The sequence below is a fragment of the Methylophilales bacterium genome (assembly GCA_019823025.1).
Taxonomy (GTDB): Bacteria; Pseudomonadota; Gammaproteobacteria; order Burkholderiales; family Methylophilaceae; genus BACL14.
This window is the reverse complement of the sequence record CP081940.1, coordinates 405,110-430,325: the sequence shown is the minus strand read 5'-3', so window position 1 is coordinate 430,325 and position 25,216 is coordinate 405,110. Positions and strand designations below refer to the sequence as shown.

The 25,216-nt window shown below is 35.3% G+C and carries 27 protein-coding genes; 15 read left to right on the top strand and 12 right to left on the bottom strand.

The features are described 5' to 3' along the window. Positions 1-21 precede the first annotated feature (21 nt). From ribD to ftsB, 8 genes are all read left to right on the top strand, one after another. On the top strand, positions 22-1,089 hold the full coding sequence (gene ribD, locus K6112_02210; GenBank protein QZP18183.1) for a bifunctional diaminohydroxyphosphoribosylaminopyrimidine deaminase/5-amino-6-(5-phosphoribosylamino)uracil reductase RibD: 1,068 nt from the start codon (positions 22-24) through the stop codon (positions 1,087-1,089). Beyond that, the gene (locus K6112_02205; GenBank protein QZP18182.1) at positions 1,076-1,858 is read left to right on the top strand and encodes a TatD family hydrolase; all 783 of its coding nucleotides are present in this window, start codon (positions 1,076-1,078) and stop codon (positions 1,856-1,858) included. Before ribD ends, K6112_02205 begins: the two co-directional genes overlap by 14 nt. Positions 1,859-2,074: 216 nt before the next feature. Beyond that, positions 2,075-3,133, top strand: coding sequence for an S-methyl-5-thioribose-1-phosphate isomerase (gene mtnA / locus K6112_02200; protein ID QZP18181.1), 1,059 nt, complete (start codon positions 2,075-2,077; stop codon positions 3,131-3,133). Next, positions 3,133-3,780: a class II aldolase/adducin family protein gene (locus K6112_02195; GenBank protein QZP18458.1), complete on the top strand. Its 648-nt coding sequence runs from the start codon at positions 3,133-3,135 to the stop codon at positions 3,778-3,780. The genes mtnA and K6112_02195 overlap by 1 nt, the downstream gene beginning before the upstream one ends. 70 nt (positions 3,781-3,850) lie before the next feature. After that, positions 3,851-5,482: a CTP synthase gene (locus tag K6112_02190; protein ID QZP18180.1), complete on the top strand. Its 1,632-nt coding sequence runs from the start codon at positions 3,851-3,853 to the stop codon at positions 5,480-5,482. Next, the gene (kdsA, locus tag K6112_02185; GenBank protein QZP18179.1) at positions 5,483-6,310 is read left to right on the top strand and encodes a 3-deoxy-8-phosphooctulonate synthase; all 828 of its coding nucleotides are present in this window, start codon (positions 5,483-5,485) and stop codon (positions 6,308-6,310) included. A 5-nt stretch (positions 6,311-6,315) separates the two neighbouring features. After that, entirely contained in the window at positions 6,316-7,602 is a 1,287-nt protein-coding gene (gene eno / locus K6112_02180; GenBank protein QZP18178.1) for a phosphopyruvate hydratase, read from the top strand. Between the two features lies 1 nt (position 7,603). Then, on the top strand, positions 7,604-7,876 hold the full coding sequence (gene ftsB / locus K6112_02175) for a cell division protein FtsB (GenBank protein QZP18177.1): 273 nt from the start codon (positions 7,604-7,606) through the stop codon (positions 7,874-7,876). Between the two features lies 1 nt (position 7,877). Here ftsB and K6112_02170 read toward each other — a convergent pair whose 3' ends face one another. From K6112_02170 to K6112_02140, 7 genes are read right to left on the bottom strand one after another with little or no spacing between them, the layout of a single operon-like run. Next, on the bottom strand, positions 7,878-8,771 hold the full coding sequence (locus tag K6112_02170) for a folate-binding protein (protein QZP18176.1): 894 nt from the start codon (positions 8,769-8,771) through the stop codon (positions 7,878-7,880). Further along, positions 8,764-9,735, bottom strand: a complete 972-nt coding sequence (locus tag K6112_02165) for a VWA domain-containing protein (protein ID QZP18175.1) — start codon at positions 9,733-9,735, stop codon at positions 8,764-8,766. The genes K6112_02170 and K6112_02165 overlap by 8 nt, the downstream gene beginning before the upstream one ends. Before the next feature lie 6 nt (positions 9,736-9,741). Then, positions 9,742-10,296 carry a hypothetical protein gene (locus K6112_02160; GenBank protein QZP18174.1) on the bottom strand — a complete coding sequence of 185 codons (555 nt, stop codon included), beginning with the start codon at positions 10,294-10,296 and terminating at the stop codon, positions 9,742-9,744. After that, the gene (locus K6112_02155; GenBank protein QZP18173.1) at positions 10,293-11,273 is read right to left on the bottom strand and encodes a VWA domain-containing protein; all 981 of its coding nucleotides are present in this window, start codon (positions 11,271-11,273) and stop codon (positions 10,293-10,295) included. Before K6112_02155 ends, K6112_02160 begins: the two co-directional genes overlap by 4 nt. After that, the gene (locus K6112_02150; GenBank protein ID QZP18172.1) at positions 11,273-12,226 is read right to left on the bottom strand and encodes a hypothetical protein; all 954 of its coding nucleotides are present in this window, start codon (positions 12,224-12,226) and stop codon (positions 11,273-11,275) included. The genes K6112_02155 and K6112_02150 overlap by 1 nt, the downstream gene beginning before the upstream one ends. 25 nt (positions 12,227-12,251) lie before the next feature. Continuing rightward, entirely contained in the window at positions 12,252-13,112 is an 861-nt protein-coding gene (locus tag K6112_02145; protein ID QZP18171.1) for a hypothetical protein, read from the bottom strand. After that, positions 13,112-14,128, bottom strand: a complete 1,017-nt coding sequence (locus tag K6112_02140) for a MoxR family ATPase (protein ID QZP18170.1) — start codon at positions 14,126-14,128, stop codon at positions 13,112-13,114. The genes K6112_02145 and K6112_02140 overlap by 1 nt, the downstream gene beginning before the upstream one ends. Positions 14,129-14,278: 150 nt before the next feature. Here K6112_02140 and fabA point away from each other — a divergent pair, with 150 nt between their 5' ends. Then, entirely contained in the window at positions 14,279-14,791 is a 513-nt protein-coding gene (fabA, locus tag K6112_02135) for a 3-hydroxyacyl-[acyl-carrier-protein] dehydratase FabA (protein QZP18169.1), read from the top strand. 15 nt (positions 14,792-14,806) lie between these two features. Further along, positions 14,807-16,036, top strand: a complete 1,230-nt coding sequence (fabB, locus tag K6112_02130; GenBank protein QZP18168.1) for a beta-ketoacyl-ACP synthase I — start codon at positions 14,807-14,809, stop codon at positions 16,034-16,036. A gap of 5 nt (positions 16,037-16,041) precedes the next feature. On the opposite strand, the gene K6112_02125 is transcribed toward fabB, so the two are convergent. After that, positions 16,042-16,407, bottom strand: coding sequence for an Mth938-like domain-containing protein (locus K6112_02125; protein ID QZP18167.1), 366 nt, complete (start codon positions 16,405-16,407; stop codon positions 16,042-16,044). Positions 16,408-16,508: 101 nt separating this feature from the next. On the opposite strand from K6112_02125, the gene K6112_02120 reads away from it, so the two are divergent. From K6112_02120 to K6112_02100, 5 genes are read left to right on the top strand one after another with little or no spacing between them, the layout of a single operon-like run. Further along, positions 16,509-17,726, top strand: a complete 1,218-nt coding sequence (locus tag K6112_02120; protein QZP18166.1) for a pyridoxal phosphate-dependent aminotransferase — start codon at positions 16,509-16,511, stop codon at positions 17,724-17,726. 8 nt (positions 17,727-17,734) lie between these two features. Continuing rightward, the gene (locus K6112_02115) at positions 17,735-19,039 is read left to right on the top strand and encodes a homoserine dehydrogenase (GenBank protein QZP18165.1); all 1,305 of its coding nucleotides are present in this window, start codon (positions 17,735-17,737) and stop codon (positions 19,037-19,039) included. 8 nt (positions 19,040-19,047) lie between these two features. Next, positions 19,048-20,472 carry a threonine synthase gene (gene thrC, locus K6112_02110; protein ID QZP18164.1) on the top strand — a complete coding sequence of 475 codons (1,425 nt, stop codon included), beginning with the start codon at positions 19,048-19,050 and terminating at the stop codon, positions 20,470-20,472. Continuing rightward, entirely contained in the window at positions 20,462-21,268 is an 807-nt protein-coding gene (locus K6112_02105) for a thymidylate synthase (protein ID QZP18457.1), read from the top strand. Before thrC ends, K6112_02105 begins: the two co-directional genes overlap by 11 nt. After that, a complete protein-coding gene (locus tag K6112_02100; GenBank protein QZP18163.1) occupies positions 21,268-21,753 on the top strand; it encodes a dihydrofolate reductase in 486 nt (161 codons plus the stop codon). Before K6112_02105 ends, K6112_02100 begins: the two co-directional genes overlap by 1 nt. Before the next feature lie 2 nt (positions 21,754-21,755). Here K6112_02100 and K6112_02095 read toward each other — a convergent pair whose 3' ends face one another. From K6112_02095 to gnd, 4 genes are read right to left on the bottom strand one after another with little or no spacing between them, the layout of a single operon-like run. After that, a complete protein-coding gene (locus tag K6112_02095) occupies positions 21,756-22,115 on the bottom strand; it encodes an S-adenosylmethionine decarboxylase (protein QZP18162.1) in 360 nt (119 codons plus the stop codon). Between the two features lie 29 nt (positions 22,116-22,144). Further along, entirely contained in the window at positions 22,145-22,711 is a 567-nt protein-coding gene (gene dcd, locus K6112_02090; GenBank protein QZP18161.1) for a dCTP deaminase, read from the bottom strand. 50 nt (positions 22,712-22,761) lie between these two features. Then, positions 22,762-24,180 carry a glucose-6-phosphate dehydrogenase gene (zwf, locus tag K6112_02085; GenBank protein QZP18160.1) on the bottom strand — a complete coding sequence of 473 codons (1,419 nt, stop codon included), beginning with the start codon at positions 24,178-24,180 and terminating at the stop codon, positions 22,762-22,764. A gap of 7 nt (positions 24,181-24,187) precedes the next feature. Continuing rightward, positions 24,188-25,102, bottom strand: a complete 915-nt coding sequence (gene gnd, locus K6112_02080; GenBank protein ID QZP18159.1) for a decarboxylating 6-phosphogluconate dehydrogenase — start codon at positions 25,100-25,102, stop codon at positions 24,188-24,190. Between the last annotated feature and the right edge of the window lie 114 nt (positions 25,103-25,216).

Below are 25,216 nucleotides of genomic sequence, written 5' to 3'. Positions count from 1 at the left end.
AAAAAAATTTCCTATATGCGAATGGCACTTAGTCTTGCAGAAAAGGGGCTTGGGCAAACCTCCCCTAACCCTTGTGTAGGCGCAATTGTTGTCAAGAATGATCAAGTAGTTGGTGAAGGCTATCATCTTAAGGCAGGAGAGCATCATGCGGAGGTGATGGCTATCAATGAAGCTGGAAAGTTAGCTCAAGATGCTGATTTATACGTTACATTAGAACCTTGCAATCATCATGGAAAGACACCACCCTGTGCAGAGTTAATTGTAAAAACAGGATTCCGGAATGTTTTTATAGCCTGTCAGGATCCAAACCCACTTGTTTCGGGTCAAGGGATCAAATACTTAAAATCTAAGAATATTGAAGTAGAGCAAGGCATTCTTGAAGGGGAGGCAGTTAGTCTAAACAAAGGTTTTTTTAAACGAATTAAAGAAAAAAAACCATTTATCACGATTAAAGTAGCGAGCTCAATAGATGGCAACACAAGCCTTAAGGGTGGCGAGAGTAAGTGGATAACATCTGAGCATGCAAGAGAGGATGTCCAAAAACTGAGGGCAAATGTATGCGCAATATTAACAGGTGTTGGAACAGCCAATCATGATAATCCCAATTTAAATGTTAGGAATAGGGAGCCTCACAAGCAACCCAAAAGATTTATTTTAGATAGTCATCTCTCAATTAAACCCGACCTAGCGATATTGCAACAAGACAATGTTTACATAGTTTACGGCGATGATCCTGATAATAATTTTGATAGCTTAATTAAAACTAAAGCAAAATTAGTAAAAATCCCCCTCAAAAATAATCAAATAAATCTATCATCCTTCGTTTCTCACCTCGAGGAATATGGGATAAATAATTTGTTAGTGGAGGCAGGACCAAAGCTAACAGCATCTATAATTGAGGCAGGCTATTATGATGATTTAGTAATTTATATTGCCCCAATTCTTTTGGGATCTGATGCAAATAATCTGGTTAAATTAACCCAGATAAAAAATATTAAACAAAAAATACAGTTTTCTTTTGAAGATATTAGGCAAATAGGCCCTGACTTGAGGGTGACATTAAAGGCCAAAAAAAATGACCTTGATTGATACCCACTGCCATCTAGATCAGCCGGCCTTATTTAAAAATATTGAGAGAGTTATAGAAAATAGTTTAAATAATGATGTTGAACGTATTGTTGTGCCATCAGTGAGCCCAGAAAACTTAAATGAAGTAATAAAGATTTCACAGAGATTTGATTTATGTTCATTAGCGCTAGGATTTCACCCTTTTTTTGCAGATCGAGTAAAAGATGACGATTTCAAAACATTGTCCATTTTATTAGTTGAGCATGATGCTGTTGCGGTCGGTGAGATTGGTCTAGATAAATTTTTAGATAATATTTCATTGAGCACTCAAGAGAAAATATTAAAGAAACAATTAGATATAGCGGATAAACTTGAGCTTCCCATCATCGTTCATGCCAGGGGTATGATTGATCAGATTGTCAAAAATATTAGAGAGAGAACAATTAAAGGGGGGATTATCCATGCCTTCAATGGAAGCTTTCAACAAGCAGAACAACTTATAAAGCTAGGATTTAAGTTAGGGTTTGGAGGTGTATTGACATATGAGCGAGCAAAGCATGTAAGATCTTTAGCAAAAAATCTTCCCATGGAGTCGATTGTGCTAGAAACTGATGCTCCAGATATGAATCCATCCTGGCTAGAAAATTCATTACCAAATGAGCCTGCCCAACTCAAAAAAATATCACAGATATTTGGCAAGTTAAGGGGGCTTGATATAGAAGTAATTGCGGATATATTAAGGCGCAACACTATTGAGGCATTGCCAAAATTAGGTAAGTTATACACATGACCTAAAGAGTTACTTTAACTTTTCATAAAAAAGTTAACAATCTCAATGAGATAGGATAAGTTATTGATTTTAATAGATTTTATTTTAGTTCAATATTTAAGCGATTAAAAAAAATCCTTTAAAATTGAGAGGTTGCATTTTTATAGTTAATTAATACACAATCTTATCCACAGATTTTGTGGACTGTTTGGTAAGAAATTTTATGGAGGAGTTGATATGTTAGTTGGCTCAAAAAACTATAGGACTATAGAGGCCTCTGAGGATCAATCTTACGTCAAAATAATAGACCAGACTCTTCTGCCATTCAAGTTCAAAATTATTCACCTAAAGACCTTAGATGAGGTCGTAAGGGCAATCAAAAATATGCAGGTTCGAGGTGCCCCTTTAATAGGTGTAACTGCTGCCTATGGATTTGCGCTTTCGATGAGCTGGGATAGCTCAGACAATTCACTAAATAAATGTAAGCACTATTTAGTTAATGCACGACCAACAGCTGTGAATTTATCATGGGCGGTTAATCAAGTTTATAATGTACTAATTAAATGCTCACAAAAAGAGAGAGCTGAGTTAGGTTGGGAGCTTGCCACTAGCCTCGCAAATCAAGATATCGAGAAGAATATCTCAATAGGTTTACATGGCTATAATTTATTTAAGCCTACAGATAAAAAAACGATAAATATTCTAACTCACTGTAATGCAGGATGGCTTGCAACGGTTGATCATGGAACAGCACTAAGTCCTATCTTTAAGTTATTTGATGAGGGCTTTGATGTTCATGTCTGGGTTGATGAAACTCGACCAAGAAATCAAGGACTTAGCTTAACTGCTTGGGAGTTAAGCCAATATAAAATAAGGCATACTGTGATTACTGATAATGCAGGTGGTCTTTTGATGAAAGAGGGTTTAGTCGACTTTGTAATTGTTGGAGCTGATAGAATTGCACTGGACGGACAAGTCTGTAATAAGATAGGCACATACCTGAAGGCGGTTGTGGCAAAAGAAAATAGCATCCCTTTTTATGTAGCTGCACCATCAAGTACAATAGATATTAATTTTTCTGGAGAGACTCGTAATTTTGAAATTGAGTGCCGTGACCCAAGCGAGATTATGACTATGAAAGGTGTGGATAAGTTAGGTAACATAATAGAGGTTAATCTAGGTAACTCACCAGCTTATAACCCAGCCTTTGATCTCACTCCACCGATGTATGTATCAAAATTTATATGTGAGAAAGGTGTGTTTGATCCTTGTAGAATTAGAGATATTATTAAATGATGATAAACGCAAGAGAAAATCTTCTCAATACTACGAATAAACTTCTGTCAGCAGGATTAAATCATGGCGCCTCTGGGAATTGCAGCTGTCGAGATAGAGGTGGCTTCTTAATCACACCAACGGGAATTGATAGCGCTAAATTAACAACCGATATGATGGTAAGGATGAATTTCTCAGACGACCTTCCCCAGCCTGAGATTAAGTATCAACCTTCTAGTGAATGGCAATTTCATCAGGCAATTTTAGAAAAATATCCAGAAATTAATGCAGTCGTTCACACACATTCTGTTTTTGCAAGCACCCTTAGTGTCCTAGGGCAAGACATTCCTGCATTCCACTATATGATTGCAGTAGCGGGTGGTGATTCAATTCGTTGTGCACCCTATGCAATGTTTGGAACAAAAGAGCTATCAGATAATATTTTGAAAGCGATTCAAGATAGGAAGGCATGTCTACTTTCTAACCATGGCCTTGTTGCCGTGGGTAAAGATTTAAATGAAGCATTTAATGTTGCAGAAGAAGTTGAACATTTAAGTAGGTTGTTTGTTGAAGCAAAAAAGATTGGAGAGCCTCTTTTGCTGAATGATAGGCAGATGGCAGAAGTCTTAGATCGTTTTAATTCATATAGCCGTTGGGTAAAAGATTAAAGATTACATTGTTAGGCTTCGATCTTTAAAGTAAAATAGTTATCCGTCAGTAACCATTTTAAAATCTAAAATGACGAAATATGTTTTCATCACAGGCGGCGTCGTTTCTTCTCTTGGAAAGGGTATCTCTGCAGCAAGTCTTGGAGCCATTCTAGAATCTCGTAATTTAAAAGTAACCATCATTAAGCTTGATCCTTATATAAATGTTGATCCAGGAACAATGAGTCCGTTTCAGCATGGAGAAGTTTTTGTAACTGAAGATGGTGCAGAAACTGATCTTGATCTTGGTCATTATGAAAGATTTGTATCATCAAAAATGACAAAAAAGAATAATTTTACTACTGGCCAAGTATATGACGCAGTAATTAAAAAAGAACGACGAGGTGAATACCTTGGTAAAACTGTCCAAGTAATTCCGCATATCACCGATCAAATAAAATCAAACATTCGTGATGGCTCTAAAAATGCAGATATTGTCATCGTTGAGGTGGGTGGTACTGTTGGGGATATTGAGTCACTTCCCTTTCTTGAAGCCATCAGACAAATGGGGTTTGAAGAAGGTAAAGAAAATACATGCTATATTCATCTCACCCTTCTTCCATGGCTTTCTTCAGCTGGAGAGCTAAAAACAAAACCCACACAACATTCAGTGAAGGAGTTAAGAGAAATTGGGATTCAACCAGACATCTTATTATGTAGATCAGAAAAAAAACTACCACCAGAGGAAAAAGATAAGATAGCGCTATTTACAAATGTATCAAAAAAAGCTGTGATCTCAGTTGTTGATTCTGATTCAATTTACCGAATCCCAGTCATGCTTCATAAACAGCTTATCGATCAAATTGTGTGTGAAAAACTTAATATTAAGCCTAGAAAAGCAAACTTAAGGCAATGGGAAAAAATTACCAAACTTCTTGATGAATCAAGCCAGCTAATAAACCTAGCCTTTGTAGGTAAATATATTGATTTAACCGAATCATATAAATCACTAACAGAAGCCCTTATACACGCTGGTATTCATAATAGTGCTAAGATAAATATTCATTTCTTTGATTCTGAAGATATTCAAAAGAAAGGTATAGCGCCGCTTAAAAAGATGGATGCAATCTTGATACCAGGTGGTTTTGGAAAAAGAGGAACAGAGGGGAAAATTAAGGCTATTCAGTTCGCAAGAGAGTCTAAAGTTCCTTTTTTAGGAATTTGTTTAGGGATGCAATTAGCTATAACTGAGTATGCAAGAAATGTTGTGGACTTAAAGAAAGCTAACAGTACAGAATTCAATCCTAAAACACCACATCCGGTAGTGGCCCTGATCAGCGAATGGAAGACACAGGATGGCAAAATTGAACATAGAGATGAGGCATCGGAACTTGGTGGTACTATGAGACTTGGTGCTCAAAAATCAAGAATTAAAAAAAATACATTGGCTTATGATATTTACGGTGACTATGTGAACGAAAGACACAGACACAGGTATGAGGTGAATAATAATTATGTTAAGGCACTCAGTAATGCAGGTTTAACGATATCCTCTAGAACTTCAAGAGAAAAGCTATGTGAAATTGTTGAGCTGCCTAAAAAAAGTCATCCATGGTTCCTAGGCTGCCAATTTCATCCAGAATTTACTTCAAACCCTAAAGATGCCCATCCATTATTTTTATCGTTTTTGAGAGCCGCACTTCAATTTAAAAAAGGAAAATAGGTGAAACTTATAAATTTTAACGTGGGCATAGACCAACCCTTATTTTTAATTGCAGGCCCATGCGTTATTGAGTCAGAAGATATGACATTGCGTGTTGCTGAAGAACTCAAAAATGTTTGTATAAAACTTGGTGTCCCATTCATTTTTAAATCATCATTTGATAAAGCAAATAGAAGTTCAAACAGCACATTCCGAGGTTTTGGTATGGAGGAGGGGTTAAGAATACTTGAGAAAGTAAAAGCCCAATTTGATCTACCGGTTTTAACTGATATCCATACAACAGATCAAGTTAAACCTGTATCCGAGATCGTTGATGTTCTCCAAACACCTGCTTTTCTGTGCCGACAAACTGATTTTATTACAGCTGTTGCTAAATCTGGAAAGCCGGTGAATATTAAAAAAGGGCAATTTTTGGCTCCAGGTGATATGACTCAAGTTGTAAATAAGGCTAAGGAGGCTAATGGCAACAAAGATAACATTATGGTCTGTGAGAGAGGTGTATCTTTTGGGTACAACACACTAGTGTCTGATATGAGAAGCTTATCAATTATGCGCGAGACCAATTGCCCAGTTGTTTTTGATGCTACTCACTCAGTTCAACAGCCAGGTGGCAAAGGTGATAGGAGTGGAGGTCAGAGTGAATATGTCCCTTTACTGGCCAGAGCAGCTGTTGCTTCTGGCATTTCAGGTGTTTTTATGGAAACACACCCAAACCCAAAAGAAGCTTTATCTGATGGACCCAATGCGGTTCCTCTAGATTATATGAGCGAGTTATTAGGAACCTTAAAGGATATTGATGAGTTAGTTAAATCAAGGAACATAATTTAGTACATATGCCAAAAATAACAAAAATTCATTCAAGGATGATTATAGATTCAAGAGGAAACCCAACCGTTGAGGCTGATGTTTTTTTAGAGGGAGAGTTCATGGGGAGAGCCTCTGTGCCATCAGGCGCCTCTACAGGCAGTAAAGAAGCAATAGAAATTCGTGATCATGATAATGAACGCTTTCAAGGAAAGGGAGTCAAGAGCGCAGTCAACAATATAAACGGTGAAATAGCTTCAAAAATCATTGCAATGGATGCTCTTGATCAAGAAAAAATAGATCAATTAATGATTAATATTGATGGAACGCCTAATAAAAAAAATCTTGGTGCAAATGCTATTTTAGCTGTTTCAATGGCGACAGCGAGAGCAGCAGCTAATTTTAAAAAGACGGAATTGTTTCAATATTTGAGTTCAGGTGAAGAAATGTCTTTACCGACACCAATGATGAATATTATAAATGGTGGAGCTCATGCAGATAATAATTTAGATATACAAGAATTTATGATTATCCCAGCTGGAAGACCAAGTATGAGTGAAGCGATACGATGTGGTAGTGAGGTTTTTCAAGTACTTCAAAAAACTTTGAGTGAAAAAAAATTATCAACGACTGTAGGTGATGAAGGAGGATTCGCACCAAACTTAGAGTCAAACGAATCTGCTTTAAAGCTGATTATGGAGTCTATTGAAAAGGCAGGTTATGAGCCTGGAAAAGACGTTTTTTTAGCTCTTGACTGTGCGAGTTCTGAGTATTATCAAGATGGTAAATATTTGCTGAAGTCTGAAAATATGTCGCTTGATTCAAAACAAATGACGGACTATTTATCTTCATTGTGTGATAAGTATCCCATAATTAGTATTGAGGATGGTATGGATGAAAATGATTGGGATGGCTGGGAAGTTTTAACAAATCGTTTAGGCCATGACATTCAATTAGTTGGTGATGATTTATTTGTGACTAACCCTAAGATCCTCGAACAAGGAATCAAAAAAAATATAGCAAATTCAATCCTGATTAAAGTGAATCAAATTGGAACACTTACCGAAACATTTGAGGCGATTAAATTAGCTAAGAAAGCGAATTATACTTCAGTTATTTCTCATCGTTCAGGTGAGACAGAGGATACAATCATTGCCGATATTGCTGTAGCAAAAAATGCAATGCAAATTAAAACTGGTTCAATGTCTAGATCTGAAAGGACAGCTAAATATAATCAATTATTAAGAATTGAAGAGATGATGGGCTCTAAAATAAATTATGCCGGCCTAAAAGCTTTTTCAGTTATAGGGATGTAAAGTGAAAATATTATCTGTCATTCTTTTTTCTTTGTTAATACTTATTCAATATCCACTTTGGATTGGAAAGGGGAGTTGGTATGACGTTTTTAAACTTAAGCAAGAGTTCAATCAGCAATATCAAATCAACTTAGATCTTTCAAAAGAAAATTTTGCTTTAAGGGCGGAGGTATCAGATTTAACAAACGGAACTGACGCCATTGAAGAAAGGGCGAGGCACGAATTAGGGATGGTTAAAAGTGATGAATTCTTTTTTCAGGTGCCAAACAAATAGTTTAGTACTGCATTTCTAAAGAGAGAATTTCATTTCCATCAAGGGTCGGTCGAGCATCAATTTTTTCAATTCTTAATTCAACTAAGACTTTAAAAATTCTATCTTCTTGTTTGTAAGAATTTACTAAGCTACCAACTTTTTCATCATCCACCTTTATGTCAGAACCTAATTCTGGATTTTTATTTAAGATAACAGACCCTAAATACATTCTTCTTTTCGGTTTACCTAAATAATGTGTCCTAGCTACAACCTCCTGACCAGTGTAACAACCTTTTTTGAAATTAATTGCACCAATTAGATCTAGATTAACTGATTGCGGTATATATAAATCTTGCGTTTCATTAAAAATGTTTGGAATAAGATTGTTAATATGAATCTCATTCCAGTTACAAGGTTTAATTTCAGTTGAATAAATTTCATCATATAGTTTTGATATTTCTTTATTATCACTAAAAATGAAATAATAACTTTTTGATCCACCCAACATTGTTAAAGAAATAGACTTGTTATTACTCAGAGTTGTCTGCAATTTGTTTTGAGGTTTTGATATTAAATTGTCAGGTACTTTTTGAATATCATCTTCATCAATTAAAAAATAATCTACATTATCAGAAGAGCATGTTATTTCCACTTTAGCCCTAAGCACATACATTGAAAGTCTTTTACTTATTGCCTCACTAATACAAGGGGGGCAAAAGAGAAAATAGTTTGCATCCATTCTTGTTATGAAGAAAAATGCGAGCAGCCTTCCCTTAGGTGAACAATAGCCTGCATATATAGATTTTTCTTCCTCAGATAAGAGGGTAATATCATTTGTTATCTGCCCCTGGATAAATGTTTCAGCATCTACACCAGATATTTTAATTACGTCTAATTGGTCTTTGATATTAAGCAATTGTTTTTTTATTTTTCTTTAAAAAAGTAATTGTTGACAGTAGTTTATTGAATCGTAAAAGAAAAAATATCAAGCTTAATGTGACAAATAGGTTTCTTAATGGCAATTCTGAATTGTCACGCCATGAGGGCGGAATGGTATTCATTTTTGAAATAACACTATTGACACTATCACCCTTTATATATTGACCTTTAATCATTGAGGTAATTTCTATTAAATATTTTTCATTTAATTTTGATACATACCTATCACTTTCACTAAATGCAATTGAGTCATTTCTAGCACCAATATTTGATTCTGATATCTGAGCAATTCCGGGCTGCAATGCAAAACTCTCATTTGACCAGAAACCTATTAATTGATTTTCACTGTCATATTTAGGTATCGCTGACCCCTCTTCAGTCCCAATCCCCACTATCAACCAATCTGCCTCTCCTTGGAATTGATTTAAATCTCTAGTATTAAATGCGTGTAGTTTTGGGGCCTCCTCTCCATCTGTTAAGAAAACGACTCGCGCAGACTGAGGGAAGCTTCGAATTAGTCTGGCTAAGCTACTAAAACCTTCTCTTATACGGCTGTTACCTGACCACACAGATCTCCAGTCAAGGTGCTGAATAGTTGAGCTAATTGCACTAAAATTATCACACACATTTATTGGTGTATAGGTTGCTGCGACACTTACACCAGCAAACATTGCAACACTCACATTCGTTTTGCAAGGCAGTTGGTCCATTATGCCCTGCAATAACTTTTTTGAATAATCTAGGCGAGATATTTTTTCACCATCCAAAGACATATCTTTTGTGAGCATGCTCTGTGATATATCAACAACAAATATGTAATTGTGAATATCTCTTTCTATAGTTACCTTAGGATTTATTAGTCCTAAAATAAGGAAAATAATGGATAAACATAAAAAACCGATATTTTTATCACTTTTAATTTTTTTAAAAAGTTCCTTCATAAGGCGTTATGGCAAACCGACCGGTATATTACCCATGATCAACCCTGGGGAATCTGAGTCACCAATACCAGGCGTAGGGTCCTTAGGAAGCATCGTTAAAACACGGTCTAAATTGTGCTTAACATCCCAGTGATTGTTATTAAATGCTAGCGATTGCTCATATGCTTTTTTTGCTTGACGCATTAAATATTCAGCCTCATCTCTTACCGTTGAGCTGTTGCTTGTCCCATTTACAAGAAGACCACGTTTAAAGTAAATATTACCAATATTATAATAAACAGCTGATTTTTGATCATCAGTCCCTTCTTTAGATAAATTATTAAAAAGTATAGTAGCTTCTTTAAAATGACCCTTCTTTGCAATTTGGAAAGCGGTTGAAAATCTGGCCTCATAGCCTTGTTCAAACTGCTGAGGTGCCTCACCTTTTTTTAGAGTTTCATTAAATTTATCAATCTTGTAAAGCTCTAAAGATGAAAAAGATAGTAGGTATAAAAAATATCCAGCAGCTATAAACAAAAATACAGTTATATTTTTGACATTTAGTAGTTTTATAATTTTCATTTAAATGATCTTACCTCAATAAATTTTAGAAATAGAAGCATCAAGCTCAATATTATAGATGTTAATAAAAGCTTTGGAGCATACTTTTCACCGGAGACTTTTTCCTCATAGATAATTGGCTTACGCTCTTTTAAATTAATATCTTTAATTGCTTGTTCTAATGATTTTGGATCTTCCGCCTCATAAGCTTGAAATGGTGAATTAAATGTCTTAAAAAATTCGTAAAGTTCAACCTGAGGTGGCAATTGATAATCTTGGTGTAATGGTACATCTTCTTCAAAAATACTTATTCCACCAGGCTGTCTAAGCACAATCCAATACAATCCTATTTGGTATTTATCAAACCATTCTTTTATTTTTTGTTGGGTTTTTGCATCAATTCTTCCCGCTCCATCAGAGAGTAAAATAACCGCTCTTGAACCAGAATTTTCAATTGAAGTAAAAAGTTCCGCGCTACTTGTTAGACCAGCACCAATATTTGTTTGAAACAAAGCATTTCCGGCAGTTGCATTCACAGCTGCCCTAATGGCTTCCTTGCTATGGGTCAGAGGTAAAATAAACATAGCGGAATTACTAAAGGTAATAACACCAACCATATCATCTGTTCTTGAATCAAAAAAATCTACAATAAGTCTACTTGCTGCAGCCGATTTGGTTTCCCCAACAGATTTGTTGTTATCTCCACCTGCAAAAGGGTCATCCATCGAAGCGCTTCTGTCAAGAACAAGACCGATTTGAGCACCCTTTCCATTCTTGAGAACAATTTTCTGATCCGCATAAGGCTCGCTTAATGTGAGGATAATTAATAAAATAATTACTGTACTTACGATTTTAAAAAATAAAGAGATGATTCGAGATAGTATGTCGATATGGAGCATTTCACTCCATGAATATATATTTTTGCTTGTTTGGTTGATGAAAAAAGGAATGAGTGACACAGGCAAAAGTATTAAAACAAGAGGATATACAAAATTCATTAAAATGAAATACCTTTGATATCTTTTGGATTAACAATAAGTCTTCTTTCGCACATTCTGCAATGAAGCGCAAAGCTTATAAGCCATTTATTAAGTTCATCTTGATCAAGCTTAATATGTTTTTGAAAAAATAATGCTCGAGAAATTTTGAAAAAAGTATGAAGTTCTTTTTCTATATGCTTAAAACTACTATTTTTTTTGATCAAAAGCGGAATGTTTTCTTCAAAAAGGCTTTGGTCTATTAGGTTATCAAAACCTGAATGTAGTGCTGTGATAATTTTTTTTGTATTGGCTGCAGAAGACTTTTGATTTTTAAATCTATGATATACCATACTGAAGGTTCTCCTGGGCAGCCAAGTGTACCTACCGTAAATGTAAACAAAAATTAGGGATATTATCAATAATGCTATCAAGGAAAATTTAATTTTGTTTTCATTTGGAATTTTGTTTAAGAAAAACGGACCTCTAAAGGGACTCATATCATTTTCTATTTTTACATCTCCAAATATCGCAATTGGTGAAATGGCAAAGGTAAATGCAGGTACTCTAAATTTTTGTATTTTTTTTGGTTCGTTAGGATTAATAAATCTATAATAATCCGCTGTGATTGAGGCAGGCTTTGCAACGACATTATTTGTAAAGATTTGATATTTTAGTTTGATGAGATAGGTTGAAAATTCATCTGTAGATTCTTTTGATACATCAATGGCTTTAAGTGATATCCCTAACAGTTGCCCTCGATATCTTTTTTCATAACCTACTATGGGTAATGATTCCTCAATAAGCTTAAAGGGCTCTCTAACAGTTAAAGTAATCTCCCTATCAATATAATCCCCAACAGTGTAACCAACCTTTTGATTGGGATCCAAAACGTCAATATCTATATATTGTGGATCAATATCAGGGAATTTTCTGGGGTCCTCATAGGCTTGGATGGTTAATGATGAAAACATTAATAAGCAGATTAATAAGAAAATTTTACGCATAAAAATACTCATTAAAATAATTGGTCATTTCAAGGGATTTAAAATCATCCTCAACAAAAAAAGGGGGGAAGTTATATTTAAGAAATGTTTCTTGAAGAAGTTTCTTTCTGACTGCAAAGTCAGCTTTAATTTTCTTTGTAATTTTTTCCCGAAGAAATATAGTCGATTCTTTTCCTGTTTCAGCATCTTCAATATTTAGCAGGCCAAATTTGGGTAGGTTATCAAATTCACTTTTATTCCATAAAACAATGGGAACAACTTGATGTCTGACTAATGTGGATAAAGTTTCTTCTATATCTTTTATTGGCATATGAAAATCAGAAATTAAGAATATCAATGTTCGATCTTTTGGGAGTGTATCTGCAATCTTTATCAAACCTGAATGAGATGAGCTTTTGGATTTATAATTTTTCAATTTTTCAATTAATAATTTTGTTCGATAAGGCTTATATGAAAGGGGGGCAACCCATTGAGAGTTAATTTTATCGTTAAAACCAATAAACCCTAATGCATCATTTTTTGCGATGACAGAGTTTGTGATTATTTCTGCAATTTCTGATGAGACTTCAAATTTAGTTTTTTTGAGGCCATACCCCATACTCGATGATAGGTCAGCCATAATCATGACTGGGGTTGCACTTCTCTGGTTAAATATCCTTACATGAACTTGTTCGAGAGGATCTCTTATTGTTTGTCTAATATCAATCCTTCTAGGGTCTGGATAATCTAATAAATTTGAATGGCCTGCAAACTCCATCCCCATTCCTCTCTGGCCACTTTTATGTTGACCTGGATGATGACCTCTAGATTTCCAATTGATATGGTAGCTAAATGAATCGAGTGGATTATACATCAAGTCACACTGACCTTATTTAAGATTTCATTTGACAATTCACGCGATATCTCAGTTCTTTTGAGCTCATAAACAGGATTAAAAACTAATCTATGCGCAATTGTTTCATGAAAGATAGCGTGGATGTCCTCAGGAAGAATAGAAGTTCTATTATTTAACCATGCGCTTACTCGAGCACACTTCATCATCATGCTTATCCCACGTGGGCTTGCCCCTGAAATAATCAATCTCTCAGTGTCTATACCACTAATCTTTACATTATATTTTTCTGGATTTTTAGTAGCCTTCCATAAATTTAATGAATATTTTTCAAGTGCGGAAGTTGATTTAATTGTATTTTGAATTTGAGTAGATAGCTTATTTAATTGATCAAATTTAAGCATATTTGGTGTGACCTCAGAGATTAATAAATCAGCATCATGAAATTTTGTATCAAAAATTAGTCGATTCATTAATTTATCAACTTGGGGAATTATGATCGGTATCTCCATCATAAATCTGTCTCTTGCAGCAGAGGGAATCTCAAAAGTTTCTTCTTTTTCCACTTGATTTCTATCTGCAAATACAGTCAGATGAGGGAAGGTGAATTCTTGATTAAAAGCAGATAGGGTTTTTTCTGCCATTATCCTTAATAATAATGAATGTACTTGAGGTCGCGCTCGGTTAATTTCGTTAAAAAAGAAAATTGAAAGATCTTCACCTGATTTTAAAATAGGACCTTCATCAACATGAGGTTTACCATCTTCACCAAGATATGTATGGTAAATAAGGTCATTTGGCATTAAATCAATTGTTCCTTCAATTCTTTCATATCCTCCACCAATTGATCTCGCAAATGCTTTAAGCAAGGTCGTTTTTCCTACACCTACATCCCCCTCAAGCAGAACATGCCCTCTAGCAAATATTGCATTTGTGATAAGTCTTATGGGAGCCTCTTGCCCTAGGATGACTTTATTAATTTCAGCCTCTAGCTTAAGCCCAAGTTTTCTCCAATCGGTCAGATTTTGATCGCTCATTATGTTATATTCCTAGGATAATTTTGGTTGTTTTAAATATTTTCATTAACAATATCATAATTAGGGATAATGTTTCTATTTTGTAACAATTCAACCTTAAATACTTAGAGCTCACCAACTTATATATTAAAAAAAAGTGATATTTTAAAAATGCAAAAAGAAAGTTATACCAAAGAAGAATTAATCAGTTGTGGCAGAGGTGAGATGTTTGGAAAAGGAAATGCTCAACTCCCACTCCCACCGATGCTCATGTTTGATAGAATAGTTTCAATAACTGACAAGGGCGGCAAATATAATCATGGTCAAATTATTGCTGAATTAGATTTAACTGAAGATTTATGGTTTTTTGAATGTCATTTCGAGGGAGATCCAGTTATGCCAGGCTGCTTAGGGCTAGATGCTATGTGGCAATTATTAGGGTTTTTTCTGGGGTGGAAAGGCGGTTTAGGGAAAGGTAGGGCGCTCGGTGCAGGTGAAGTGAAATTTTCTGGACAGGTCTTGCCCACATCAAAAAAAATTACCTACATTATTAATTTAAAAAGGGTGATAATGAGAAAATTAGTGATGGGAATAGGAGACGCTTCAATGGAAGTTGATGGAAGGTTAATTTATCAGGCTAAAGATTTAAAAGTCGGGCTTTTTGTTAAAACAGATATTTTTTAATGAGGAAGGAATAAATTGAACAGAGTCGTAGTCACTGGAATAGGTATTGTATCAAGCATAGGTAATAACTATGCCGAGGTAAAAGAAAGCTTATTTAATTCAAAGTCAGGAATCACATTCCAACCTGAGTATGCTGAGAGAGGATTAAGATCAAATGTTGCAGGCTCTTTAAATATTGAACCCGCAGAGTTAATTGATAGAAAGCTCTATAGATTTATGGCAAAAGGTCATGCCTATGCATGGATTGCTATGCAAGAGGCTATTGCTGATGCGAAACTTACAGAAAATTATGTTTCAAATGATAGAACAGGGATTATTATTGGCGCAGGCGGAACCTCTACTGAGAGCATGCTTAATGGTACTGAGGTTTTAAAAGAAAAAGGCATAAGGCGCGTTGGACCTTATATGGTAACGAAAACTATGTCTAATGGGGTAAGTGCATGTCTTGCTACTGGTGCAAAGATAAGAGGTATTAATTATGCAATCACGTCAGCATGCTCGACAAGTGCGCATTGCATAGGAAATGCTTATGAGCAGATCCAAATGGGGAAACAAGATATTATTTTTGCTGGTGGAGCTGAGGAAGAGCATTGGACCATGAGTTATTTGTTTGATGCAATGGGCGCTATGTCTTCTAAATATAACGATCAACCTGAAAAAGCCTCTCGAGCGTTTGACGTCAACAGAGATGGATTTGTTATTTCTGGGGGTGGAAGTATTCTTGTTCTCGAGGAATACGAGCACGCCAAGAAAAGAGGGGCAAAAATGTATGCTGAAGTTGTTGGCTATGGGGCTACATCTGATGGGTTTGATATGGTTGCTCCCAGTGGAGAAGGGGCTATAAGGTGTATGAGGGCGGCTCTTGAGGAGAAAAAAACTATAAATGTTGATTACATGAATACGCATGGTACAAGCACACCCGTAGGTGACTCAAAAGAATTGGAAGCTATCAGAACAGTTTTTGGTAACAAGGAATTTGGAGAAATGCCAGCTATTGCTTCCACTAAGTCATTAACAGGTCATGCCCTTGGTGCTGCTGGTTCAAATGAAGCCGTTTATAGCCTAATCATGATGAATGAGAGTTTTTTGAGCCCTTCAGTAAATATTGAAGATAAGGATCCTGCAGGCGAAGGACTTCCAGTTTTGATACAAAAAAAGGAACAAGAAGTGATTACATCAATGTCAAATAGCTTCGGATTTGGCGGAGTAAATGCGTCACTAGTTTTCTCTAAAGCAAAGCTATAAAAAGTCTACATAAGAATTAATACAACCTTTCTTTGCTCTGATAGCAAAATATTAAATGTTCGACAAGCCGCATCAAAATTCATATTTTCATAGGCAATTTTTTTTTCAATAAATAAAATTTGTGCATTTTTATCAATAATTTTATTTTTAATATTTGAACCAATTAAAATTAACTCAGGGCTATAGTCAAAAACCTCTTTTAAATTATCAAGCTTTAAGTCCTTATAAGTTGCCATAGCAGATCTAGAAATTATTTTTTCAGGGAATATGATGACTCCTTTTTGGTATGTATTTTTTTTTATTCTAATGGAGTTATGATCATAGGCATCTATGATGTTATGCGTATCTGAGTTAATTTCGTGAAATTTCATAATTTGAAAATGAAACTTTGTTCAACAGGTATTTATTGGCTTAATTCTAATTGAAAGGTAATATATCACCTAATTTATCAAACAATTAACGAGATTAAATTTTGTCCCAATTTCTTAAATCTAAAAAATTAGATAATGTCTGTTATGACATTCGTGGCCCTGTTCTTGAGCATGCTAAAAGAATGGAGGAGGAAGGTCATCGCATTATTAAATTAAATATTGGCAACCCTGCAGCGTTTGGTTTTGAAGCGCCGGATGAAATAACACAGGATGTTGTTAGGAATATTAGTAAATCCTCTGGTTATACAGAAAGTTTTGGTTTGTTTGAGCCGAGAAAATCAATAATGCACTATACCCAACAAAAAAATATTTCAGATGTTGAGGTGGACGATATCGTTTTAGGTAACGGTGTCTCAGAGCTTATTGTTATGGCTATGCAAGGCCTTATAAATAATGACGATGAGGTATTAATACCAAAGCCTGACTATCCTTTATGGACAGCTTCAGTAACCCTGGCAGGGGGGAATCCAATTCATTATGTTTGTGATGAAGCTACGGATTGGGCTCCAGATTTGGATGATATTAAGTCTAAAATAACGAATAAAACAAAAGCAATATTAATTATTAATCCAAATAATCCCACGGGGGCAATTTATTCAGATGAATGTCTCAGGGAAATTATTGCTATTGCGAGAGAGAACGATTTAATAGTTTTTGCAGATGAAATTTACGATAAAGTTTTATATGATGAGAAAAAGCATACCTCTGTCGCATCACTTGCAGATGATGTTTTGTTTGTTACTTTAAATGGTTTATCTAAGAATTACAGAGCTTGTGGTTACAGAGCTGGATGGTTGGTAGTTTCTGGCGATAAAGGAAGAGCTAAAGATTATCTAGAGGGATTAAATATCCTTGCCTCCATGAGGCTTTGTGCTAACGTCCCTGGTCAACTTGCTATACAAACAGCACTTGGTGGCCACCAAAGCATTAATGACTTGGTTGCACCCACAGGGAGATTATGCAAGCAAAGAGATTTAGCTTATAAGTTGATGATGGAAATACCTGGGGTGTCATGCGTCAAGCCATCAGCTGCTATGTATTTATTTTTTAAGTTAGATCCTAAAATATATCCGATAGAGAATGATCAAGATTTTATTTTAGATGTGCTGAAAAAAAAGAAGGTCTTGATGGTTCAAGGAACGGGTTTTAACTGGCATGATCAAAACCATTTTCGTATGGTATTTTTACCAAATGAAGATGATTTAAAAATTGCAATTAGCAGGTTTGCAGATTATTTAACAGAATTTAAAAAAAGGTAAAAAAATAGATGAACATAGGGTTAATTGGAATTGGTACCGTTGGTGGCGGAACATATCAAGTTTTAAAAGAAAATACAGAAGAAATATCGAATAAATCAGGCATAGAAATTAAAATTACCCACGTCGCCGACAAGAACCTAAAGCTTGCAAAAGAGACTGTAGATAAAGAAACAATTATAGAGGAAGATGCATTCTCACTTATAGAGAACAACAGTATTGATACAATTATAGAGTTAATTGGTGGAACGGGGATTGCACTAGATATTGTTCGTAAAGCACTTGAAAATGGTAAGCATGTTGTGACAGCGAATAAAGCCTTAATTGCTATGCATGGAGAAGAGCTTTTCAAAATAGCTAATAAAAAAAATGTACTTCTTGCTTATGAAGCTGCTGTCGCAGGCGGAATACCAATCATTAAAGCACTAAGAGAGGGATTGGCAGCAAATAAAGTTAATTGGGTTGCAGGTATTTTGAATGGAACTACAAACTATATCTTGACAGAAATGAAAGAAAATAATTTAACCTTCGATACCGCATTAAAGCAAGCACAAGATCTAGGTTTCGCTGAGGCAGATCCTACATTCGATATCGAGGGGGTGGATGCAGCTCATAAGATCACAATTTTAGCTTCTATTGCATTTGGAATTCCTATAAATTTTGATGCTGTGCACGTAGAAGGCATAAGCAACTTAAGCCAAAAAGATATCACTTATGCTGAGGAACTTGGCTACAAGATTAAACTTCTAGGTATCGCAAAATCACAGAATACGGATGTTGAGATACGAGTGCATCCAACGCTGGTTCCTAAAAATAGATTGGTTGCCAATGTTGACGGTGCTATGAATGCGGTTCTGGTTCATGGAAATATGGTTGGACCGACACTCTATTATGGAGCAGGTGCAGGTGCAGAACCCACAGCAAGCGCAGTTGTTGCAGACGTAATTGATATTGCGAGACAAACGAAACTTTCACAAGATACACTCATTCCTTCACTTGGATTTATGCCAGATAAGATAAATGAAAAAAATATTCTTTCTATTGAAAATATCTTTTCAGAATATTACCTTCGATTTACAATGAAAAATCAAGCAGGCTTGCTTGCCAAAATTACTAATATTTTTGCTGATCATGATATTTCTATAAATTCTATGGTTCATAAAGAAGTACAAGAAAACAATCAAAATCCAGATATCTTCCTAATCACTTCAAAAACTAAAGAGGCAGACATAGATACCATCATTAGTGAAATTGAGCTTTTACCTGAGAATATTGAAAAGGTTGTTAAAATTAGAACTGAAGAGCTAAATAAGTAGGAGCTTTAATGAAGTACATATCAACAAGGGGTGGATCTCCCAAACTAAATTTTTCTGAGGTATTGCTTGGTGGTCTTGCACCTGATGGTGGATTATACCTTCCTGAGTATTACCCTAATTTTACAGACGACGAGCTAAATGATATGCGAGATATGTCTTATCAGGACTTAGCTTTTTATATTTTTGAAAGATTTATAGATGATATACCTTCGAATGATCTCAGGATGATTGTTAATAAGACCTATAGCGCTGATATATTTTCTTATGCACGAGAAGAGCAAAAGGCGGAGGACATAACACCTACCTTGCAATTAAAAAATAACTTATTTTTACTCTCATTATCGAATGGACCTACATTAGCATTTAAGGATATTGCAATGCAATTTTTGGGCCATATCTTCGAATACGTTTTAGGGAAGCAAGGAAAAACCCTGAACATACTTGGGGCCACCTCAGGGGACACGGGCCCAGCGGCAGAATATGCCATGAAAGGTAAAAAGGGGATTAAAGTATTTATGTTATCTCCGCATGGAACAATGAGTCCATTTCAGTCAGCACAAATGTATAGCCTGCAAGATAAAAATATTTTTAATATAGCGATTAAAGGTGTTTTTGATGATTGCCAAGATATCGTAAAGGCTGTCTCAAATGACCTTGAATTCAAAAATTTAAATAAGATCGGTGCAGTGAACTCAATAAACTGGGGGCGCATTCTCGCTCAAATTGTTTATTATTTTAAGGGTTACTTTGACGTGACCAGTAAAAACAGTGAAAAAGTTGATTTTACTGTCCCAACAGGCAACTTTGGAAATATTTGTGCAGGGCACATTGCAAGAATGATGGGTTTACCAATCAATCATTTAGTTGTTGCTACCAATGAAAATGATGTTTTAGATGAATTTTTTAACACAGGACATTATGCTCCTAGATCTTCTGATGACACCTTTCAAACATCAAGCCCATCTATGGACATTTCAAAAGCCTCAAATTTTGAGCGTTTTATTTTCGATTTATTTGGCCGAGACTCCAATATTTTAAATACTCACTGGAAGAAGATTGACGGAGGAAAATCATTTAAATTAAAAGAAGAAGACTTTCAGAAAATTAAAGACTATGGCTTTGTGTCTTCCTCAAGTAAACATATCAATAGAATAGATTTTATTAGAAATATATATAACGATTATGGAGTGATAATTGACACACATACAGCCGATGGAGTTAAGGCGGCTATGGATCACTCAGTGCCAATCTATCCAATGATTGTTTTGGAGACTGCGCTTCCTGTTAAGTTTGAAAAATCAGTCTTTGAGGCGATTGGAGTTTACCCAAAGAGACCGGACACCCTTAAAGATTTAGAATTACTCGATCAAAGGTATGAGGTTTTTGAAAATAGCGTTGAGTCAGTAAAGAAATGCATTACCGATAATAGCTAGTATGAATCAATACCTCACGCTGCTAGAATATGTAAAACAAAATGGGCAAAAAAAAGAGGATCGGACTGGAACAGGGACGATGTCAGTTTTTGGTTACCAGATGCGTTTTAATTTAAATGAAGGCTTCCCCTTACTGACAACAAAGAAAGTACATTTAAAATCAGTAATTTATGAACTTTTATGGTTTTTATCAGGCGATACAAATATTAAATTTTTGAAGGATAATAGCGTATCTATCTGGGATGAGTGGGCAGACGAAAATGGTAATCTAGGTCCAGTATATGGTCATCAGTGGAGAAGTTGGCTCACCTCAGAAGCTAGGGAAATTGATCAAATATCTAATCTTATTAATCAAATTAAAAAAACTCCTGATTCGAGAAGGTTAATTGTTTCAGCTTGGAACGTTGGCGAAATTAATAAGATGAAATTACCACCATGCCATTGTTTCTTTCAATTTTATGTCGCGGATGGCAGACTTTCTTGCCAACTTTATCAAAGGAGCGCAGATATATTTCTTGGTGTCCCCTTCAATATTGCATCCTATGCACTCCTTACGCAAATGATAGCGCATGTATGTGACTTGGAATGTGGTGAATTTATTCATACCTTAGGCGATGCTCATATATATACCAATCATATTGATCAGGTAAATGAACAGTTAGGTCGAAAACCTAAAAAACTGCCTCAAATAAAAATTAACCCATCAGTTAAGAATATTTTTGATTTTAAGTATGAAGACTTTAGTTTGGAAGGTTATGATCCATACCCTCTTATTAAGGCGCCTGTCGCAGTCTAGTGATGAAGATTAGTATCATCGTCGCTGCATCAGAAAATCTAGTCATCGGTTATAGAAATGCTCTCCCATGGCATATATCTGAGGATCTCAAAAACTTCAAGCAAATTACAATAAATCATAGTGTGGTTATGGGTAGAAAAACCTTTGAATCAATCGGAAAACCACTGAAAGAGAGAAGAAATATTGTTATAAGTAGAGACAGAACACTGAAAATTGAGGGAGTTGAGGTTGTGAATTCATTAGATGAAGCAATTCATCGAACAAAAAATGAAAATGAGATTTTTATAATCGGAGGTGAGCAGATTTATAAAATAGCTATGCCTATCGCTACACATATGCATATTACGAAAGTCTATAACAATATAAAAGGGGATGCATTTTTTCCAGCTTTTGATGAAAATGAATGGAAAATATTAACTCAAAAAGATTCAGAGACAAATGAGGGATTAAAGTTTTCTTTTATAGAATATCAGAAAATAGTTTGAGATTAAGCCTGCCTTGTTAAATAAGTGACTTTTATTTGTTTAGGTGAGAAATACTGTTTAACAACTTCCTTAACTTTTTCAATATCAAAAGACTTGCAGCTGAATATATCAATATAACTATCTCCGTTCAAGTCAACAAAGTGCCCTGTGATAGAAGACGTTTCAATTAATTGAACTAAGCTAAATCCTGCAGCATTAGGGTTGTCGGCTGCAAAATGTTCTATTTTTGGTTCACCACAGGCTACCATTTCTATCTTGCTTACTAATGCCCTTACAAATTGATCAATATTTTTTGATGACCTTACTTTGTCTAAATCACCACCTTTACAATCTAAAATCAGATGATATCCCCAGTATTCCAATTTAACTATGTCTCCTAAGTAATTTAATTTTAAATCTTTGGTAAGGTAACTCCACTTTGACCCTGATATTTTCCACCTCTGTCTTTGTATGATGTTTCGCATACCTCATCAGATTCAAAAAATAAAACCTGAGCACAACCCTCTCCAGCATAAATTTTTGCAGGTAGAGGTGTGGTGTTACTAAACTCCAGCGTTACATATCCCTCCCATTCTGGTTCAAAAGGCGTAACGTTTACGATAATTCCACATCTTGCATATGTTGACTTACCTACGCATATTGTAAGAATATTTCTAGGAATTTTAAAAAATTCAACCGTCCTCGCAAGTGCAAATGAATTTGGAGGAATAATACAATGGTCACCATTAAACTCAACAAATGAATTTGGATCAAAAGATTTTGGGTCAACTATCGTGCTATTGATATTTGTGAATACTCTAAACTCAGGTGCACATCGAATATCATAGCCATAACTTGATGTCCCATAGGATACAATTTTTTGCCCATCCAAATCTCTCACCATTTTGGGTTCGAATGGACTGATCATATCTTTTTGCTCAGCCATTTTACGGATCCATTTATCAGACTTAATTGCCATGTTTTCTCCTAAAAACTTATTCGTAAATAGTGTATGTGAAAGTTAAAATTTTATTTTTTCCAAAATTGACCCTCATCCTCAAAAATAACTTTTGATTCTTCTGGATCAAATTCTCCAGGTTTGTATTGCGTAGGTTTAGATTTATCTTTACTCCAATAGTCGATAATTGGATCAACAAGCTTCCATGCAGCTTTTACCTCATCAATATGCAAAAATTTTGATTGGTCTCCACTTAATAGATCTAGCATCAATGTTTCATAAGCATCAATGGTTTCATCTCCTTCAATACGATTATTTCCAATTAGCACAGTCTGTCTAAATTCATTCATATCAAGACCAGGTTGAAGGGTAGTTATCTCAAATGAAGTACTTTCATTTGGTTGAATATTAATAGTTAACCAGTTCTCATGATTATTGAATTTAACGGAAATTGAAGTTGAATTTTCATATAGTCTTTTTGCCGTCCTAAGATAAATAGGGACTTTATTCCATCTTGAATTATTAATAAATAATTTGATGGCTGCATATGTTTCTACAACGCTATCTGGTTTTTCTACCTCGTCTAAATAACCTTTAACTTTTTCACCATTTAATTCACCTGCTGCATATTGACCACGAAAAGCAAAATTTTTAATCCTATCAAGTGGAATAGCCTCAATAGATTCTAGTAGCTTTATTTTTTCAAGTCTTACATCTTCTGGGCTCATTGAATTTGGCTTTTCCATAGTTACGAGTGCTAACATTTGCAGCAGGTGGCTTTGTATCATATCTCTTAGTGCACCGGTTGCTTCATAAAAAACTGTTCTATCACCTACACCGAGGGTCTCATGGTTGGTGATTTGAATTTGTTCAATATGCTCACTAGACCAAAGTGGCTCTAGAACCCCATTTTCAAAACGGGTCGTCATTATATTTTGCAGTGAAAATTTTCCTAAGTAATGATCTATCCTATATATTTGATCTTCCTTAAGATGGTCTTCAATAGAAGTTTGAAGCTCAATCGCACTTTTAAGGCATGTTCCAAATGGCTTTTCAATTAGGACTCTTCTCCAATATTCTGACTCGTTGAGTAAATCAACTTCGGATAACTGTTTTACGATGAGAGCAAAATCTGAGGGTCTTACAGATAAGAAGAATGCTAAATTTTGGGGGAAAACATCTCTCTCTCCTAATCTTTTTGCAAACTTAATAAATGCCTCTGGATCATCTGGTAGGTTGGCATGATAATAATTTCTTTTTATAAATCGCTCATAAACATTTTCATCATAAGACTTAAATTTTTCATCAAGCATCTGTTTGATATTAGAGCGCCATTCACTTTCATCGACCTCTTGCCTTCCTACAGATAATATTTTCATATTTTTAGGTAGTTTACCTGCTTGATCGAGATGAAAAAGACCCGGTATCAATTTTACTTTAGCTAAGTTTCCTCTAGCACCAAATAAAACAAGCGTAGAATTGTCTATCATCTCTAAATTAACCCCTTTTTTTCATTATATGGCCACCAAATGCATTTCGCATAATAGAGAGTATTTTATAGCCGTAACCTTTTGATTTTTCCTGACTTCTAAATCTTACTTGAAGCGCCTGTGTGAGGACTGGAGCAGGTATTCCTTGTTCAATAGCCTCAACTGCTGTCCATCTTCCTTCACCAGAATCCGCAACGAATGGAGCGATTTCCTCTAAGTTTTGATCACTCTGAAGTGCTTCAGCTGTTAAATCTAAAAGCCAACTACGTACAACTGAACCGTGTCGCCAAAGCTCTGTTACTTTAGCAATATCGATTGCAAACTCTTCTCTTCCCTTAAGAAGCTCAAGTCCTTCAGCAAATGACTCCATCATTCCATACTCAATACCATTATGGATCATCTTTGTAAAATGACCTGACCCAACAGGTCCAACATGTAACCATCCATTCTGTGGTGTTGGAGCTAATGCTCTTAAGACAGGTTCGACAGATTTAGCAACCTCTAAAGAAGCACCGACCATTAGGCAATATCCATTATCTAAACCCCAGACACCACCTGAAGTACCACAGTCCATAAAGCCAATATTATATTCTTCAAGCATCCTGCCCATCTTGATACTTTGTTTAAAGTTTGAATTTCCACCATCAACTATCACGTCACCTTCACTTAGGAGGGGAATAAGGTCTGCAATTTGTTTTTTTGTAATTTCACCAGCTGGCAACATCATCCAAACTATTTTTTGGCCCTCGAGCTTCGATAATGCATCCTTAACTGACGTTGATGGTATTAAGCTCTCATCAGTCTCTAATTTTTTAATTATTTCTGGGTTGTTGTCATAACCTACGACTGAAATACCATTTCTGATAAGTCTTGCCGACATATTTCCACCCATTTTCCCAAGCCCAAGCATTGCAATTTTCATTTTTTTCCCTTTGATGTAGGTTTAAAGTTTGTTAATCTTTTGGATTAATTTTTTTCTTTCAGAAAGATTGGCATTATACTCCAATCCTTTCAAAAGATAGTTTTGAATTTAACT

What these genes read in the sequence shown, in the direction of transcription:
- eno (QZP18178.1), top strand. Translation starts at nt 6,316, where the DNA reads ATGCCAAAAATAACAAAAATTCATTCAAGGATGATTATAGATTCAAGA.
- K6112_02140 (QZP18170.1), bottom strand. Translation starts at nt 14,128, where the DNA reads ATGAGCGATCAAAATCTGACCGATTGGAGAAAACTTGGGCTTAAGCTA.
- gnd (QZP18159.1), bottom strand. Translation starts at nt 25,102, where the DNA reads ATGAAAATTGCAATGCTTGGGCTTGGGAAAATGGGTGGAAATATGTCG.
- K6112_02150 (QZP18172.1), bottom strand. Translation starts at nt 12,226, where the DNA reads ATGTTTTCATCATTAACCATCCAAGCCTATGAGGACCCCAGAAAATTC.
- K6112_02160 (QZP18174.1), bottom strand. Translation starts at nt 10,296, where the DNA reads ATGAAAATTATAAAACTACTAAATGTCAAAAATATAACTGTATTTTTG.
- K6112_02155 (QZP18173.1), bottom strand. Translation starts at nt 11,273, where the DNA reads ATGAATTTTGTATATCCTCTTGTTTTAATACTTTTGCCTGTGTCACTC.
- K6112_02125 (QZP18167.1), bottom strand. Translation starts at nt 16,407, where the DNA reads ATGAAATTTCACGAAATTAACTCAGATACGCATAACATCATAGATGCC.
- dcd (QZP18161.1), bottom strand. Translation starts at nt 22,711, where the DNA reads ATGGCAATTAAGTCTGATAAATGGATCCGTAAAATGGCTGAGCAAAAA.
- K6112_02145 (QZP18171.1), bottom strand. Translation starts at nt 13,112, where the DNA reads ATGTATAATCCACTCGATTCATTTAGCTACCATATCAATTGGAAATCT.
- ribD (QZP18183.1), top strand. Translation starts at nt 22, where the DNA reads ATGGCACTTAGTCTTGCAGAAAAGGGGCTTGGGCAAACCTCCCCTAAC.
- K6112_02190 (QZP18180.1), top strand. Translation starts at nt 3,851, where the DNA reads ATGACGAAATATGTTTTCATCACAGGCGGCGTCGTTTCTTCTCTTGGA.
- K6112_02115 (QZP18165.1), top strand. Translation starts at nt 17,735, where the DNA reads ATGAACATAGGGTTAATTGGAATTGGTACCGTTGGTGGCGGAACATAT.
- zwf (QZP18160.1), bottom strand. Translation starts at nt 24,180, where the DNA reads ATGATAGACAATTCTACGCTTGTTTTATTTGGTGCTAGAGGAAACTTA.
- mtnA (QZP18181.1), top strand. Translation starts at nt 2,075, where the DNA reads ATGTTAGTTGGCTCAAAAAACTATAGGACTATAGAGGCCTCTGAGGAT.
- thrC (QZP18164.1), top strand. Translation starts at nt 19,048, where the DNA reads ATGAAGTACATATCAACAAGGGGTGGATCTCCCAAACTAAATTTTTCT.
- K6112_02205 (QZP18182.1), top strand. Translation starts at nt 1,076, where the DNA reads ATGACCTTGATTGATACCCACTGCCATCTAGATCAGCCGGCCTTATTT.
- K6112_02195 (QZP18458.1), top strand. Translation starts at nt 3,133, where the DNA reads ATGATAAACGCAAGAGAAAATCTTCTCAATACTACGAATAAACTTCTG.
- K6112_02165 (QZP18175.1), bottom strand. Translation starts at nt 9,735, where the DNA reads ATGAAGGAACTTTTTAAAAAAATTAAAAGTGATAAAAATATCGGTTTT.
- fabA (QZP18169.1), top strand. Translation starts at nt 14,279, where the DNA reads ATGCAAAAAGAAAGTTATACCAAAGAAGAATTAATCAGTTGTGGCAGA.